This is a genomic window from Enterobacter sp. JS8-1 (genome assembly GCF_049187015.1).
Lineage (GTDB): Bacteria > Pseudomonadota > Gammaproteobacteria > Enterobacterales > Enterobacteriaceae > Enterobacter > Enterobacter mori.
In genome coordinates, this window is the sequence record NZ_CP185805.1 from 3,218,502 (window position 1) to 3,235,040 (window position 16,539).

The 16,539-nt window shown below is 54.9% G+C and carries 15 protein-coding genes; 5 read left to right on the plus strand and 10 right to left on the minus strand.

Going from position 1 to position 16,539, the window contains the following annotated elements; genetic code table 11:
* Positions 1 to 22: 22 nt before the first annotated feature.
* From licT to dusC, 3 genes are all read right to left on the minus strand, one after another.
* Positions 23 to 856: a BglG family transcription antiterminator LicT gene (licT, locus tag ACOQH0_RS15305; protein ID WP_010433577.1), complete on the minus strand. Its 834-nt coding sequence runs from the start codon at positions 854 to 856 to the stop codon at positions 23 to 25.
* Positions 857 to 1,011: 155 nt separating this feature from the next.
* Entirely contained in the window at positions 1,012 to 2,319 is a 1,308-nt protein-coding gene (locus tag ACOQH0_RS15310; protein WP_085928921.1) for a carbohydrate porin, read from the minus strand.
* Positions 2,320 to 2,658: 339 nt separating this feature from the next.
* Positions 2,659 to 3,591 carry a tRNA dihydrouridine(16) synthase DusC gene (gene dusC, locus ACOQH0_RS15315; RefSeq protein WP_010433571.1) on the minus strand — a complete coding sequence of 311 codons (933 nt, stop codon included), beginning with the start codon at positions 3,589 to 3,591 and terminating at the stop codon, positions 2,659 to 2,661.
* A gap of 167 nt (positions 3,592 to 3,758) precedes the next feature.
* On the opposite strand from dusC, the gene ACOQH0_RS15320 reads away from it, so the two are divergent.
* From ACOQH0_RS15320 to ACOQH0_RS15340, 5 genes are all read left to right on the plus strand, one after another.
* On the plus strand, positions 3,759 to 4,154 hold the full coding sequence (locus ACOQH0_RS15320; protein WP_042715956.1) for a CidA/LrgA family protein: 396 nt from the start codon (positions 3,759 to 3,761) through the stop codon (positions 4,152 to 4,154).
* Complete coding sequence (locus ACOQH0_RS15325; protein ID WP_042715955.1) at positions 4,151 to 4,846, plus strand: CidB/LrgB family autolysis modulator; 696 nt, start codon at positions 4,151 to 4,153, stop codon at positions 4,844 to 4,846. The genes ACOQH0_RS15320 and ACOQH0_RS15325 overlap by 4 nt, the downstream gene beginning before the upstream one ends.
* 129 nt (positions 4,847 to 4,975) lie before the next feature.
* A complete protein-coding gene (cdd, locus tag ACOQH0_RS15330; RefSeq protein WP_421510760.1) occupies positions 4,976 to 5,860 on the plus strand; it encodes a cytidine deaminase in 885 nt (294 codons plus the stop codon).
* 126 nt (positions 5,861 to 5,986) lie between these two features.
* Positions 5,987 to 6,706 (plus strand): outer membrane permeability protein SanA, encoded by a 720-nt coding sequence (gene sanA / locus ACOQH0_RS15335; protein ID WP_010433553.1) that lies wholly within the window; start codon positions 5,987 to 5,989, stop codon positions 6,704 to 6,706.
* Positions 6,707 to 6,826: 120 nt separating this feature from the next.
* Positions 6,827 to 8,215: a glutamine synthetase family protein gene (locus ACOQH0_RS15340; RefSeq protein ID WP_421510761.1), complete on the plus strand. Its 1,389-nt coding sequence runs from the start codon at positions 6,827 to 6,829 to the stop codon at positions 8,213 to 8,215.
* A 44-nt stretch (positions 8,216 to 8,259) separates the two neighbouring features.
* On the opposite strand, the gene mglC is transcribed toward ACOQH0_RS15340, so the two are convergent.
* The 7 genes from mglC to ACOQH0_RS15375 all read right to left on the minus strand — a co-directional run bounded on the left by mglC (position 8,260) and on the right by ACOQH0_RS15375 (position 16,454).
* Complete coding sequence (mglC, locus tag ACOQH0_RS15345) at positions 8,260 to 9,270, minus strand: galactose/methyl galactoside ABC transporter permease MglC (RefSeq protein ID WP_010433547.1); 1,011 nt, start codon at positions 9,268 to 9,270, stop codon at positions 8,260 to 8,262.
* Positions 9,271 to 9,285: 15 nt separating this feature from the next.
* Positions 9,286 to 10,806 carry a galactose/methyl galactoside ABC transporter ATP-binding protein MglA gene (gene mglA, locus ACOQH0_RS15350; protein WP_010433543.1) on the minus strand — a complete coding sequence of 507 codons (1,521 nt, stop codon included), beginning with the start codon at positions 10,804 to 10,806 and terminating at the stop codon, positions 9,286 to 9,288.
* A gap of 79 nt (positions 10,807 to 10,885) precedes the next feature.
* Positions 10,886 to 11,884: a galactose/glucose ABC transporter substrate-binding protein MglB gene (gene mglB / locus ACOQH0_RS15355; RefSeq protein WP_010433541.1), complete on the minus strand. Its 999-nt coding sequence runs from the start codon at positions 11,882 to 11,884 to the stop codon at positions 10,886 to 10,888.
* Positions 11,885 to 12,180: 296 nt separating this feature from the next.
* Entirely contained in the window at positions 12,181 to 13,203 is a 1,023-nt protein-coding gene (gene galS, locus ACOQH0_RS15360; RefSeq protein ID WP_010433539.1) for an HTH-type transcriptional regulator GalS, read from the minus strand.
* A gap of 155 nt (positions 13,204 to 13,358) precedes the next feature.
* Entirely contained in the window at positions 13,359 to 14,516 is a 1,158-nt protein-coding gene (yeiB, locus tag ACOQH0_RS15365; RefSeq protein ID WP_010433536.1) for a DUF418 domain-containing protein YeiB, read from the minus strand.
* 18 nt (positions 14,517 to 14,534) lie between these two features.
* The gene (folE, locus tag ACOQH0_RS15370) at positions 14,535 to 15,203 is read right to left on the minus strand and encodes a GTP cyclohydrolase I FolE (RefSeq protein WP_010433535.1); all 669 of its coding nucleotides are present in this window, start codon (positions 15,201 to 15,203) and stop codon (positions 14,535 to 14,537) included.
* Between the two features lie 102 nt (positions 15,204 to 15,305).
* The gene (locus ACOQH0_RS15375; RefSeq protein WP_421510762.1) at positions 15,306 to 16,454 is read right to left on the minus strand and encodes a YbfB/YjiJ family MFS transporter; all 1,149 of its coding nucleotides are present in this window, start codon (positions 16,452 to 16,454) and stop codon (positions 15,306 to 15,308) included.
* Positions 16,455 to 16,539 lie beyond the last annotated feature (85 nt).

Here is a 16,539-nt window from a genome sequence, read left to right on the forward strand (position 1 = left end):
AGTAACAATCCAGATTTGAGGCTTAACGCCCCTCTTTTCTCACCCGTTCAATATGAATGGCGAGGAACATAATTTCTTCGGTCGTCAGCTCGCGCTGATAGCTTTTGTTCAGGTGCTGCGCGATTTTCTCGGCGCATTTCCATGCTTTCGCGTAGTTGTCCTTTACCGCGGTATGCAGCGAGATATCGTCATCGTCCACCACGGTGCGGGTGAGCATCCGCTGGGCAAAAAACTTCAGATGCGTGACAAAACGCTGATAGCTGAGCGACTCTTCGTCGTACTCCAGCTGCAGCTGATACTTCACCAACTGCAGGATCTCCTGCATCACCCTTGTCACATGCATCACTTCCGGCATTTCGCTGTTCAGCTGCGCGGTGACCAGATGCAGCGCGATAAACCCCGCTTCATCCTCAGCCAGCTCGACGTTCAGGCGTTTGGCGATAATGGCCCTCGCCTCCTGCCCCAGCTCAAACTCCTTCGGATAGAGGCGCTTAATGTCCCACAGCAGCACGTTTTTGATCGCCAGCCCTTTCTTCTGGCGCTCAATCGCGAAGTAACAGTGATCGGTCAGGGTGATATACAAACTTTCCTGCAATTTCCCCAGCCGCTGCGCCGCCAGCCCAATGATGCGGTCGCAGGTGGTCATCACCTCCAGCGGGATCTGGCTCAGCAGCTCACCGAGACGCTGCACCAGCTCATCGCTCTGTAACGCAAATACCTTTTCAATCAGCGCGGTATCCAGCGCGTCACCCACGCGCCTCTGAAAGGCCAGCCCGCGGCCCATCACCACCTGTTCACGCCCGCGCTCATCCTGAACAACCACCACGTTATTATTGAGTATCTTGGCGATTTTCATCGGAACCCCAGAAACAAAAAAACCTGACCTCCAGCAGAAGCCAGAAAATCAGGTTTTGCCTGCCGAAGCAGTAACAATCCAGTTCTGGCACTCTATCAGTTTCATTCGTAGCCTCAATGCATCACGGGTAAAAAACGTGACGCAGATCGACATTGCTAGAACGTCACAACGGTTTTCAGCTCTGTTACCCAGGCATCCTGCGTCCGGGATACGCCGCCCGGATGGTGCCAGTACTGAATGCCCGGCTGCAGCTCCAGCCACGACACCGGACGGAAGCGATAGTAAAACTCACCGTTCAGGGAGTGGCCCGGCACCGGGTGATACGCCGGATCGTTATAGTCCGACACGCCACTCAGGCTGTTCATATAGCGCTGGTTGCGGGCGTACTGGCTGCTCATATCAATCCAGGTTAGCCCGAAGCCAATCCAGTCTTCCGGCCGGGCGTCAAACAGCCCGCGGTAGCGCAGCGAGGCGGCATACACCTGATGCATGTAATTGCTACGCTGATCCGCAAGGCTCATGCTGACCGAGGTGCTTAACCCGCGATTCGGATCGTCCTTGTGCTGCGTGATCTGCTGGTTAAGCCCGGCGTACATGAACCACGTGCGGTTATGCTTCTCGTAACCGTCCGGATCGCTCGCCCCAGCCCCGCCGGATTTTCCGCGGTAGAGATCGGTTTGCGGCGCGTTGGTAAACACCACGCCGAGGTTATAGGCGCCCGGCAGACCGTTAATCAGCGGACGCGCTTCGATTTCGACCGGGAGCAAGACCCCTTTGCTGCCCTTCGTCGACCAGCTCCATGCGTGGCTGCGGCTGGAGGCGTCCGGGTTTTGCTCCATCACGCCGCCTTTTAAGGTGACGGCTGGCGTGAGCTTATACTCCAGCGTGGTGCCCCAGGTGTGAACGTTCCAGTTGTTCCAGGTCAGCGAGTTGGCCGATTTCCCGCCGCACTGGGAGAGCAGCTGAAAGTCGCACGGGATGATCTGGTCGAAGGTCTGCACCTTGTTCATCATGCCGATACGCCAGGTGAGGCGTCGGTCATCAAAGCTGCGGGCAAACGTCAGCCAGCCCAGACGGGTAATGGATTGCCCGCCCCAGCTTTCCTGGGTCAAATCGTTGAAGTTCACGCGCGGATCCTGCACACGTTTGGTGGTAAGGTCGTCGTTGTGGTTGCGGTTGACGATGTTCCCCTCGATACGCGCATCCGGGATGCCCGTCCAGCGCTCCAGATCCTGGTTGAAGGTCAGCGCGAACTGGTCAATATAGGCCACGTGGGAGTCGTGGTTATATCCGCCACCACCGTTCCAGCCAATTTCATTCAGGTATCCGAGGTTATAGGTAAAACCGTTATCGTTAAGGATTTTACGTATGCCGAGCATTTCGCCCAGAACAGGCTCCGGCGGGGCTTCGAACCCTAATACCGTTCCATTCCACTCCTGCGCCATTGTTAAAGGCGATATCATCAATAAAGCGAGGGCATAGAGATTATTTTTATTTGTCATAATAGCAACCTGTAGCTGAGTATTAGTGCGTAACCGTTCGCAGGAAATTTTTCTATTTCCCGTCGTGTTTTAATTATTCGTTCCAGCAAAAAGCGTTAGGCCAAATGGTTCTCCTGCGTGAATGACAGGCAAAAAAAAACCTAAGCGCTCCACAGCGGTGAATGCTGTGAAACGCTTAGGTTTTGCCTGTTAACCAGTAACAATCCTGCGTTGAAAACAGTGGCACCTTAACACCGTCGCGCCACCTTGAAAACCTGCATCGTTTTATATTTTAAAAAAGTGTGAGCAAATTAACGCTTATTATTTTGACTGGATCACGCGCGCAATATCCGCAGAGGTCTGTAGCGTACGGATCTCCTGAAATAAGCCTAACGCTTCGCTATATTCCTTGCGCAAATAACTGAGCCACTGCTTAATACGCGCAACGTGATACAAACCGGTGTCGCCCTGCTTTTCCAGACGGCTGTATTTTTGCAGCAGCGTGACCACGTCTGCCCACGGCATACGCGGTTCATTATATTTCACCACCCGGCTGAGGTTCGGCACGTTCAGCGCGCCGCGGCCTATCATCACCGCATTACAGCCCGTCTCCTTCATGCACGCCTGCGCACTTTCGTAGTCCCAGATTTCGCCGTTGGCGATAACCGGAATGCTGAGGCGTTTGCGGATCTCGCCAATCGCCTGCCAGTTAATGCGGTCCGCTTTGTAGCCGTCCTCTTTAGTACGCCCGTGCACCACCAGCTCGGTGGCACCGGCCTGCTGCACCGCATCGGCAATTTCAAACTGCCGCGCGTCGCTGTCCCAGCCCAGGCGCACCTTTACCGTCACCGGCAGATGCGACGGCACGGCCTCACGCATCGCCTTCGCGCCGCGATAAATGAGTTCAGGATCTTTCAGCAACGTCGCCCCGCCCCCGCTGCCGTTCACCATCTTCGACGGACAGCCGCAGTTGAGATCGACGCCATAAGAGCCCAGCTCAACCGCACGGGCGGCGTTCTCCGCCAGCCATTCTGGGTACTGCCCCAGCAGCTGAATACGCACCAGCGTACCGGAGGTCGTCCGGCTCTGGTTGTGCAGCTCGGGGCACAGACGATAGAAGGATTTTACCGGCAACAACATATCGACCACGCGCAAAAACTCCGTCACGCAGAGATCGTAATCGTTCACCTCGGTCAGAAGCTCGCGCACGAGGGAGTCGAGCACGCCTTCCATAGGGGCCAGTAAAACACGCATAGCAGTACCTGTGAAAAAAGACGCGCTATAGTATCTGCTCTGTATGGTTGAGGAAAGCACGGCGTTCCATTCTGGAATGTCTGGTATGCTCAAATTTCATGATGTGATCCGTGGCACATTTCTGGGTTTAATTGTATGATGAATGCGTTTCATCAAGGACTTTCACCATGAGCAAATCACTGAATACAATCTGGCAGTATCTGCGCGCATTCGTCCTGATTTACGCCTGCCTGTACGCCGGGATTTTCATCGCCTCGCTGCTGCCGATCGTCATTCCCGGCAGCATTATCGGGATGCTGATCCTGTTTGTGCTGCTGGCGTTACAGGTGCTGCCCGCGAAGTGGGTCAATCCTGGCTGCTTCGTCCTTATCCGCTACATGGCGCTGCTTTTCGTGCCCATCGGCGTAGGTGTCATGCAATATTACGACGTGCTCAAAGCGCAGTTCGGCCCGATTGTCGTCTCCTGTGCGGTCAGTACGCTGGTGGTATTCCTGGTGGTGAGCTGGAGTTCGCACATCGTGCATGGCGAACGTAAAGTGGTCGGGGAGAAAACAAAAAAATGATGGCCAATATCTGGTGGTCGCTGCCGTTAACCCTGGCGGTGTTCTTCGCTGCACGAAAACTTGCCGTACGCTTCAAAATGCCTTTGCTCAACCCGCTGCTGGTGGCGATGGTGGTGATTATTCCGTTCCTGCTGCTCACCGGCATTCCCTACGAACGCTACTTCGCAGGGAGCAAAATTTTAAACGATCTGCTGCAGCCTGCCGTTGTCGCGCTGGCATTTCCTTTATATGAACAGCTGCACCAGATCCGCGCCCGATGGAAGTCCATCATCACCATCTGCTTTATCGGTAGCCTGGTGGCGATGATCACCGGCACCTCGGTGGCCCTGTTAATGGGCGCCTCTCCGCAGATTGCCGCCTCTATTCTGCCGAAGTCCGTCACCACACCGATTGCGATGGCCGTGGGCGGCAGCATCGGTGGCATTCCGGCTATCAGTGCGATGTGCGTGATTTTCGTCGGGATCCTGGGCGCGGTGTTTGGCCATACCCTGCTGAATCTGATGAAGATCCGCACCAAAGCTGCACGTGGTCTGGCGATGGGGACTGCATCTCACGCCCTGGGCACCGCGCGCTGCGCCGAAGTGGACTATCAGGAAGGGGCGTTTAGCTCGCTGGCGCTGGTGATCTGCGGGATTATCACCTCCCTGATTGCACCCTTTGTCTTCCCGATTATTCTGGCGGTGATGGGCTAAAATTTGCGATGCGTCGCGCAATTTTCATTTTGTTTTCATAAGTTGCATACATAATGAGAAGTGGATCACATATAAAGCCCCAACGGCTCCGTACACTACCGATCCATTAACCTTTATGAGGCAAACGCCATGCACCCACGTTTTCAAGCTGCTTTCGCCCAGCTTGCAGAGAATTTGCAATCAGCCCTGGCTCCGGTTCTGGCGGATGCGCATTTCCCCGCCCAGCTGACGGCGGAGCAGGTCACGACGCTGAAACAGGCAACGGGACTGGATGAAGACGCGCTGGCTTTCGCACTGCTGCCCCTGGCTGCTGCCTGCGCGCGTGCCGACCTTTCCCACTTCAACGTCGGCGCCATTGCACGCGGCGTAAGCGGAACCTGGTACTTCGGCGGAAACATGGAGTTCCTCGGTGCGACCATGCAGCAGACCGTTCACGCCGAGCAAAGCGCCATCAGCCACGCCTGGATGCGCGGTGAAAAAGCGTTGAGCGCCATCACCGTTAACTACACCCCTTGCGGTCACTGCCGTCAGTTTATGAACGAGCTGAACAGCGGGCTGCAGTTGCGCATTAACCTGCCGGGCCGCGCGCCGCATACGCTGGGGGATTACCTGCCGGACGCCTTCGGTCCGAAAGATCTCGAGATTAAAACGCTGCTGATGGACGAGCAGGATCACGGTTTCGCCCTGTCCGGCGATGACCTGAGCGAAGCGGCCATTCGTGCGGCGAACAAGAGCCATACGCCATACAGTCAATCGCCAAGCGGCGTGGCGCTACAGTGCCGTGATGGCCGCATCTTTACCGGCAGCTATGCGGAGAACGCCGCGTTTAACCCTACGCTGCCTCCGCTGCAGGGCGCACTTAACCTGCTGAGCCTGAACGGCTACGACTATCCGGACATTCAGCGCGCCATTCTGGCAGAAAAAGCCGATGCGCCGCTGATTCAGTGGGACGCCACCGCCGCGACGCTGAAAGCGCTGGGCTGCACCACAATCGACCGCGTGCTGCTTGCCTGAACCTTCCGGCGGGCAGAAATGTCCGCCAGTTTGCTGAAAAAGCCCTCAGTTGATTCACCGTTTCTTGCGCTAACCAGGCGGGTACAGTAGCCTGAGTGAACTTTCATCCACGAACGAGCCATCTCCATGTTAAAGCGCGTTTTTTACAGCCTGTCTGTCCTGGTCGGCATACTGCTGTTGATCGTGCTCGGTCTCGACCGCTGGATGAGCTGGAAAACCGCCCCCTACATTTTTGACGACCTCCAGGATCTTCCCTACCGTCAGGTTGGCGTGGTGCTCGGCACCGCCAAGTATTACCGCACCGGCGTGATCAACCAGTATTACCGCTACCGCATACAGGGTGCGCTGAACGCCTATAACAGCGGCAAGGTGAATTACCTGCTGCTGAGCGGCGATAACGCCCTGCAAAGCTACAACGAACCGGTGACGATGCGTAAGGACCTGATTGCCGCAGGCGTCGATCCTGCCGATATCGTGCTCGACTACGCCGGGTTCCGCACCCTGGACTCCATCGTGCGCACCCGCAAGGTGTTCGACACTAACGATTTCATCATCATCACCCAGCGCTTCCACTGCGAGCGCGCGCTGTTTATTGCGCTGCATATGGGTATCCAGGCGCAGTGCTACGCCGTGCCGTCGCCAAAAGATATGCTGAGCGTGCGCGTGCGCGAGTTCGGTGCCCGCTTTGGCGCATTAGCCGATCTCTACATCTTCAAACGTGAACCGCGCTTTTTAGGCCCGCTGGTGCCGATCCCGGCGATGCACGAAGTGCCGGAAGATGCGCAGGGTTACCCGGCGGTGACGCCAGAACAGCTGCTCGATCTGCAGAAAAAAGAGAAAAAATAGCTTCCGTTTATAGTTTCTTTACGCCGGGTGCCGCGCTTTTTATCCCCTCTTTACGCCTAACCTTTTACGCTGAGTTCACTGCCGCTACGGCTTCATTGAAGACTGACTATGAACTCGATAATGAACGCGTTTTTCCTGAAAAGTATCCGCCCGTACTTTACTTTCCCGGGCCTGGCGCTACCGACCGCGCTCAATTCCGGCCTCTATCTTGAGGAGAAGCTTGCCACCCTGAAGCAGAGCCTGTCGGTGGAAGTGGCGGATTATCTCGAGCGTTACCCGCAAACCAAACACATCGATGTCTGCCTCAACGATAGCAACGGCATTATGCGCGGTAAGCGACTTTCCGTAGACAGCATGCTAAGTCTGGAGAAAGGCTGTTATTTTCCTCTCTCGGTCTATTCGATGGATCAAAAAGGGAAAGTCGCCGCGTCACGTGACGATGAGCCAGACCGACTTTGCATGCCGGTTGCCGGTTCCCTCCGCCCCTCTTCGCACGATCCGCTGCATACCGCACAGATCCTCCTGACGATGAAGGACATCGACGGGCAACCTTGCCCCCTTGAGCCACGCGTCATATTGCAGAACGTTCTGGCGCGTTTTCATCAGCACGGGCTGTATCCGGTTATTGCGCCGGAAATTGAGTTCTACCTGACGGGGCCTGGCACTCAGGAGCTGCAGAATCAGGGCTGCTTTCACATGGATACGTCGTCAGCTCACGCTGCGCTGTTTGACGAGCTGGAACAGCTGGCACACCAGCAGCATATTCCCCTGACCGGAATTGTGGCAGAGGCTGAATCAGGTCAGTTCGAGTTAAACCTGAAGCACAGCCATCGGGTCGTGGAGGTCTGTGACAATATCCTGGCACTGCGTCGGTTAACGCGGTTTGTCGCTGAAAAGCACGGCCTTCAGGCTAACTTTATGGCCAAGCCGTTCAGCCACTTGTCCGGCAGCGGGCTGCATTTTCATTTCAGCCTGAATGATACTCACGGTGATAACGTATTTGCCTCACCGGCTGATGAACTCAATAGCATGATGCGCTTATGCATCGCAGGTCAGCTGGCGCTGATGCCCGCCTCCATCGCCATTCTGGCCCCCGGCGTTAACGCTTTCCGGCGCCTTCGTAAAAACCTCACAGAGCCATTATTCCATTCATGGGGTTATAACACCCGCACTGCCGCGCTGCGTATCCCCTGCTCTGATGAGAGCAACCGTCGTATTGAGTATCGTCTGGCGGGCGCTGATGCCAACCCGTATCTCGTTGCGGCAACCATCCTGACAGGCATGTTGTACGGTCTGGAAAATGTCGATGAGGATGATTTACCGGAACCGCAGCGTGATGAGCCAGAACTTCCACTGTTCCAGCAGCAGGCAATCGAGGCGTTTTCCCGCTGCCAGTATCTCACCGACAGCTTAGGCGAAGCCTTTTCAGAACAGTGGATAGCCTGCAAGCTTTCTGAACTTGACTGGTTCGAGAGCATAGTCACCGGACAGGAATCCACGCTAGCGTAAAAAAAAGCCCGCTCAATGAGCGGGCCGGATAATGCGAGATGCCATTATTTCTTACGTGCGTATTTCAGTGAGTCCAGCGCAACCGCGAAGATGATGATGGCGCCTTTGATGATGTACTGCCAGTACGGGTTCACACCGATGTAGGTCAGACCGTAGTTGATGACGGTAAAGATAATCACACCGGTGACCACGCCGAGCACGGTACCCACGCCGCCGCTGAAGGAGACGCCACCCACCACGCAGGCCGCAATCGCATCCAGCTCGTACATGAAGCCAAGGTTGTTGGTGGCAGAGCCGATACGGCCCGCTTCCAGCATCCCGCCGAAGGCGTAGAACACACCAGACAGCGCATAAATCATCAGCAGGTTCAGGGCAACGTTAACGCCGGAGACTTTCGCCGCTTCCGGGTTACCGCCGATGGCGAAAATGTTTTTACCAAAGCGGGTTTTGTTCCACAGCACCCAAACGAAGGCCACGGCAATCAGCGCATAGAAGGTGATATAGGACAGGCGGAAGCTGCCTAGCGCGATAAATCCTTGCGTAAAGGTCGAGAAGCCGCTGTCAAAGCCCGAGATTGGCGACGCGCCCACGAAGTCGTAGTACAGGGAGTTGATACCGTAAACGATGATCATCGTACCCAGCGTGGTGATAAATGGCGTCACGTTCAGGTAAGCAATGATGATGCCGTTGATCAGGCCGATCACCGCACCGATGGCGCAGACAATCAGGATCACCACGAAAATCGGCATGGTGGCCATTTCCGGGAACACCTTGTTGGCGTTTTCCATCGACTGCAGCAGAGTTGCCGCAATAACCGCCGCCAGCCCTACCTGACGTCCTGCTGACAGGTCAGTCCCCTGGGTAACAATCAACCCCGCCACGCCCAGCGCGATGATGATACGCACGGAGGACTGAGTCAGAATGTTACTCAAGTTCAGCAGGCTTAAGAACGTAGGGTCCTGGAAGATAATAATGGCCAGTAATACTAAAAGAACAACGTAAATACCGCCTTCTTTCAGATAAGTGAGAAAACTTTTCTTATTTAACGCACTCATGAGGAGCCCCTGATCTTAAAGGTGCAAAGACGCAAGACGCAAAATTTCGTTTTGCGTTGTCGTTTTGGTGTCAACAATACCGGCAACGAGACCATTGCTCATAACCAGAATACGGTCTGTGATCCCTAACAGTTCCGGCATTTCGGAAGAAATAATAATGATCCCTTTATTCTTTTTCGCCAGCTCAGCAATCAGCTGATAAATTTCAAATTTTGCACCCACATCAATACCGCGGGTCGGTTCATCCAGCATCAGAATTTCGGGCTGGGTCAATAACCAGCGGCCAATAATGACTTTTTGCTGGTTCCCACCCGAAAGCGAACCAATTTGCGTACGGTGCCCTGGCGTTTTGACGCGCATGGAGTCAATTACCCATTGGGTATCGCTCTTCATGCGGGAATTATCCAGCAGACCGATTTTACTTTTATAGTTGCGAATGTTCGAAATTAACGAGTTAAAGTTAATATCGAGATAGGCATAAATACCGGTCGAGCGACGCTCTTCCGTCACCAGCGCGAAACCGTTATTAATGGCTTCGTTGGCGTTATGGTTGTTAATTTTTTTACCGTGCAGCGTAATGGTGCCACCCGATTTTTCCCGGATACCAAACAGGGTTTCCACGATATCGGTACGTTTGGCCCCTACCAGTCCGGCAATGCCCAGAATTTCACCTTTGTGCAGGTCGAACGAGATATCGCGAATGGACGGCTGGCGCAGCGAGGTGAGATTGCGCACTTCCAGAATCACTTCGCCCGGCTTGTTTTCTTTGTCCGGGAAGCGCTGGTTCAGGGAACGGCCGACCATCATGGCGATGATCTTGTCCATGTCCAGCCCTTCCAGCGGCTGAGTGGCAATCCACTGGCCGTCGCGTAGGATGGTAATTTCATCGCACAGCTGGAAGATCTCTTCCATTTTATGCGAGATATAGACAATGCCGCAGCCGCGATCTTTCAGTTTGCGAATAATGGTAAAAAGGTGATTAACCTCTTTTTCCGTTAATGACGACGTGGGTTCATCCATGATGACGATCTTCGCGTCATAGGAGAACGCTTTGGCAATTTCGATCATCTGCATCTGAGAAACGGATAATGTTCCTACGCGGGCGCGCGGATCGATATCAATATCCAGCTCATCGAAAATCGCTTTGGTGTCGCGATACATTTTATCCTGATCGACAAACACACCTTTGGTTGGGTAACGTCCCAACCACATGTTATCCATTACCGAGCGTTGCAGTACCAGGTTTAATTCCTGGTGAACCATCGAGATACCGTTTTCCAGTGCTTCTTTCGCTGAATGGAAATCGATCTCTTTCCCCTGAAAAAGAATGCTGCCAGAATCTTTTTGATAGATCCCAAAAAGACATTTTAATAATGTTGATTTACCCGCACCGTTCTCCCCCATCAAGGCATGAATAGAGTGAGGACGCACTTTTAAATTAACATTATCGAGTGCCTTAACTCCGGGGAAAGACTTGTTAACACCGGTCATTTCCAACAAGTATTCACCGGACGACTGAGTAGTTGTGCTGACCATAATTATACCTTGTTGGCCTCGCATATCGCGTTATAAAAGGGCGCAACGAATTGCGCCCAGTGAAGACAAAACAAAGATCTTATTTACCGATAAACTCAGCCAGGTTGGACTGGTCTACGCCCACGTATGGCACGCGAACGATTTTGTTTTCAATTTTCCAGGTCGTGCCGTCAGCAGCACCTTTACCGTCGGCCAGGTTTTTCGCCAGGTCGAAGGTGGCTTTCGCCTGGTTGTTGGCATCGTTCAGAACGGTACCGGCCATCGCACCGGATTTAACCAGCGCCAGCGCTTCTGGCAGCGCATCTACGCCGAACACAGGAATGGAGGATTTGTTGTGTGCTTTCAGGGCTTCAACGGCACCCATCGCCATCGCATCGTTGTTCGCGATCACGACTTCGATTTTGTTGGCGTTCGGGCCAGACAGCCACGCATCCATCTTATCTTTCGCCTGAGCGGTATCCCACATGGCGGTATCTAACGCCAGCTGCTGGGTTTTCAGGCCCTTGTCGTTCAGCTCTTTGATAACGTAGGTGGTACGGGCTTCAGCATCCGGGTGGCCTGGTTCGCCTTTCAGCAGAACGAACTGAATTTGACCGTCTTTGTTCAGGTCCCAGTTCGGGTTCGCCGCCCAGTGTTTCGCGATCAGATCGCCCTGAATAATGCCGGACTCTTTGGAGTCAGTACCGACGTAAAACGCTTTGTCGTAGCTATCCAGCGCCTTACGGGAAGGTTCTTTGTTGAAGAAGACGATTGGCACGTTCTGGCCGCGCGCTTTCTCAATAACCGTACCTGCTGCAGCCGGGTCAACCAGGTTGATCGCCAGGGCTTTCACGCCTTTCGCCAGCAGAACGTCGATCTGGTCGTTCTGTTTGGACTGGTCGTTCTGGGAGTCGTTCATCAGCAGCTGAACGTCTGGCGCTGCTTTCGCATCTTTCTCAATTGCTTTACGCACAACGGACATGAAGTTGTCGTCGTATTTATAGATGGTCACGCCAATACGGGTATCCGCAGCGTGCGCTGCTGCACCAAAAAGCATGCTTGCCATTACAGCAGACAGAGTCAACACCTTCTTATTCATGGTATCTCCGGTTTTTTTTTATGCAGGGTAGTTCTTGTGAATAACGGTCGGCGGGCAGGTGTTAATAAAACGTTACTGATCGCCGAAGTTCACTTATAAAATTTCTATCTTCCGTGTTCGGTAACGCTCCAGAAATGCGTTTTATTCGTTGTTTTCGGCTCGCTGGCTATGGTGAAAATGATTAATCACCGTTACATAGCGTTTCAGCCTCTAAAACGCTGACATCATAGTCAGCGGCTTGTTAAGATACTGTGAATTTACTCACAGATTGAAAACGGTTACATCACGCCACATAATTAGTTAGTGATCGGAGCCACAGTTTGCCGAATAGAGACAGAATGCCGCCTGACTAAAGTTGGCATGAAACAGTGTGTTGCATCCGGATCCAGCAGGCCTGCGGCACCCTGTAACGCCAGTTCTGTCGCCAGTTTTGCCATCGAGGCAATGGGGTAACGCACGGTGGTTAACTGTGGGTCGGTGTAACGGGCAATCGGGATATCATCGAAGCCAATCAGCGACAAATGCTGTGGCACCGCAATTCCGTTGTCTTTCAGCGCAGTCAGCGCCCCCGCCGCCATGCTGTCGTTATAGGCAAACACGGCGGAAAGTTGCAGATTACGGCCCAGCAGCTCGACCATTGCGGCTTCCCCACCCTGCATATCCGGCGTACCGGTTCCTACCCAGCTTTCAAGCGGGACAATGCCGTGCTCTTTCAACGCATTCTGCCACCCTTCCCGACGCATTCCGTCGTCTTCAATCTGGTGGCTGGAAGCAAGATACCCGATACGCTGATGGCCGTTGCTGATGAGCATCCGCGTCGCCATCATCGCGCCGCTGACGTTATCCAGCCCAACGCAGCGGTGCGCGTAGCCTGGCACAATCCGGTTGATTAACACCATCCCGGGGATCTGCTCCATAAACCCGGCCAGCTCTTCGTCGCTTAACGCTTTTGAATGCACAATCAGGGCATTGCAACGCTGGCGTATCAGCACCTCAATGGCATGACGCTCTTTTTCCGCCTCGTGATAGCTGTTGCCAATCAGCACGTATTTCTGGTGCTGCTGGGCGACAACGTCCACCGCTTTAACCAGCGCGCCAAAGAAGGCATCGGACACATCCATCACCACGACGCCAATGGTATCGCTCACCTGCGTCGCCAGCGCCTGCGCGTTGGCATTTGGCCGGTACCCAAGCTGGGTCACGGCTTTCATTACGGTTTCACGGGTTTCAGGGCTGACCAGCGCGCTGTTGTTCAGCACGCGAGAGACGGTAGCCACGGAAACGCCCGCCAGGCGGGCGACGTCACGAATGGTGATCATGTTCACCATCCTTCATAGGATTGCAGCAACTCACAGACACCCCCTGTGTTTAGCAAGGAGGCTATTTTGGCAGCGAGAAAGAGGGGACTACGTGAAGAAGCTCACACAGATGAAAACGCTTACATCCGTTTTGTTAATGATTGTGATCCAGATCGTTATCCGGATGTATTACGCAATGATACACCCGAAGCATGTGCGGTTAATTTTCGCCAGACCCACTCCAGCGGTCCCTGGCGGAAATAACGCAGCCAGATAACGGAAAACGCCAGGTTAACCATCCAGACCGGAATAACAAACGCCAGCAGCGTGAGTCGGTCGAATTTCATAAACAGGCCAAATCGGTAGAACAGCGTGGTGCAGATCAGCGTTTGCAGGATGTAATTGCTTAACGCCATGCGGCCAACGCAGGCCACGGCGCTGACAATCCACAGGCGGGAAAGCTGCGGCCAGAAGCCGTAGATCAGCGCCGCGTAGCCAATGGTCTGGAACGGGGCGCTAAGCTCACGTGGCACCTGAAGCAGGAAGGCGCACCAGCGGTAATCCCAGTGAAGATGCCACTGCATTATCACCGCCGGGAGATTAATCAGCACGCCGAGCAGGACCAGACCCGCGCCCGTGCGGCGATAGTGGCGCAGGCTGAATTCGCCCTTCAGCCAGCCGGTGCGCATCAGGGATGCCCCCATCAGCATCATCCCTGCCAGCTGCCAGCCGTACTGCGCGCCCAGCGCAAGGAGATTATCACCGAGCATATCGGCACGATTACCGATCGCCTCAGCCCCCCCTTTCAGCTTCCAGAACTGCTCATACTGCAGGTTGGCCGCGTCGGGGATCCACGAGCGGTTTGTTGAATCGCCAGAGATAACGCCCAGCAGAAACAATACGCAAAGCCCCATGACATAGAGCATCACGCCGGTGTTGAACAGGCTTTTTACGCTGGGCGCATCGCGGATAAGACGCCAGCAGATGAGCCCAACTAACCCGTAGGCGAGCAGAATGTCGCCATCCCAGAAAAACAAACCGTGAATAAAACCGAGGATCGCCAGCAGCGTTAAACGAGACTGGATCCAGCGCGTGCCGCGTTTGAGCAGAAGCTGCAACCCTGCGCCAAACAGCAGCGCAAACAGCGTCAGGAATTTAACCTGCGCAAAGAGATCGAGGATCGCCCATGTCCAGGCATCGCTTCGGGTGATATCGCCGTACCAGGCGGGATTGAGATAAGCGGCCTTCGGCAAACCGAAGGCGCTAATATTGAGCAGCAGGATACCGAGAATGGCGACGCCGCGAACAAAATCGAGCGTGACGTTTCGCTCCATGGTCCCTGCCCTGTCTGATTAATTGTGGTGACGCACGGCGCGCAGGAACTCCTGGCGGGTGTTCTGGCTCGATTTAAACAGACCGCCCAGCGACGTGGTTGTGGTTGCGCTGGTCGCATCACGCACGCCACGCGCTTTCACGCAATAGTGCACAGCGTCGATAGAGACCGCCACGTTACTGGTGCCCAACAGCGTTTGCAGCGCGGTCAGGATCTGCTGCGTCAGACGCTCCTGCACCTGCGGACGCTGGGAGAAGAATCGCACGATACGGTTGATTTTGGACAGGCCAATTACCGTATCTTTTGGAATATACGCCACGGTCGCTTTGCCATCGATGGTCACGAAGTGGTGCTCGCAGGTACTGGTGAGCGTGATATCGCGCACCGTCACCATCTCATCGACCTTCATTTTGTTTTCAATGACGGTGATTTTCGGGAAATTGGCGTAATCAAGGCCAGAGAAGATCTCGTCTACGTACATTTTCGCGATGCGCTGAGGCGTCTCCATCAGGCTGTCATCGCTCAGATCGAGATTCAGCAGTTGCATGATCTCGGTCATATGCCCGGAAATCAGACGTTTACGGGTTTCATTATCCAGTTCCTGAACCGGGGGACGCAGTGGCGTTTCAAGACCGCGCGCAACCAGGGCTTCATGGACCAGAGCAGCTTCTTTACTGAGTGATGACATTCTTTTCTCCTGCAGGTGTGGCGTCTTTTGCCCTCGTTGTGGCAAAAGTGTGCGCTCATTGTGCGTGAGGCGGCGCACATAATCCAGTATTCACGACGATAATTATTGCAATTGCTGCTGCCTTTCAGCCTGACGGTTCCAGACCAGTGCCCCGCCGATGAACAGCGCGATGCCCGCCAGCCCCAGCGCAGGCTCCAGCCGATGCGTTAACCAGGTGGAGAGCGCGGACGTCACAGGGCCAATCAGCTGGCCGATGGCATAGCCGGTGGTGAGCAGTCCCGCCATATAGCGCGTGTGGTTCGGTGCCAGCTCGCGACCGTAGAGCAGAGAAAGCTGCACGGCACATAAGAACCCGCCGCCGACCAGCAGACCGCCCGTCAGCAAACCGCCAATGCCCGGCAGCAGCCAGGCGGCCAGCACGCCTGCACCCTGTAACCACAGAACAATCGCCAGCCTGCGGTTAGCCGTGGATGTATGACGCAGTAGGATGCTGAACACGATGCCGATGACGGCAGCGAAACCGAAAATCGGCCAGACAAACTGGGCAAACAGGCTGCCAGGAAAACGCACCGCCGCCATTTGCGACAGGAAGGTCGCCGGGAGGATATAGCCAAACCCCGCGAGGCTGTAGCTCCAGACCAGGCGCTTTAAATCCGCCGTCAGCACCAGCGGCTCCGGTGCGGTTCCAGGCCGATGGAGTTGCCCGGATCTTGGCAGGTAGCGTGCTACCAGTGCAATCAGCACCAGTGCCAGCACGCCGTAAATCTGCCATGCCGCCCCGGCAGAGAGCGCCTTCGCCTGAATATAGACCGCGAGCAGCCCGCTCAGGGCAATGCCTGCGCCCGGCCCGGCAAAGACAGCGGCGCTTAGCCCCGGTTTACCCAACTGACCCAGCCGTTCGTTGGTCCAGGCGGCTATCAGTACCATAGACCAGCCGCTCATGCAGCCAATCACGAAGCGCAGTAAACCATGAACCATGGCGTTATCCGCCGCAGCCGAGAGCAGCGTCAGCGCAACCGCGCCAGTGATGCCCAACCAGAGGCGTGTTTCCACAAAGCGATGGGCGCGCATGGCATCCCACGCCCCGACCAGATAGCCCAGATAGTTCATCGCCGCCACCAGACCCGCACTGGTTAGCGTGAGTTGCCCGGCGGCAATCATCAGCGGTACCTGAGGCGTAAAGGCAAAGCGCCCGATCCCCATTGCCACCACCAAAACCACAAATCCGCTGAGCGCGATACGCAGCGCCATGACCGCTCCAGTTGTTAAAGAAAAGTAAATTTATGATGCAGTATCTGAGCGTAAGGGGAAAGTGAAAGTTACTCACAGGTCAATG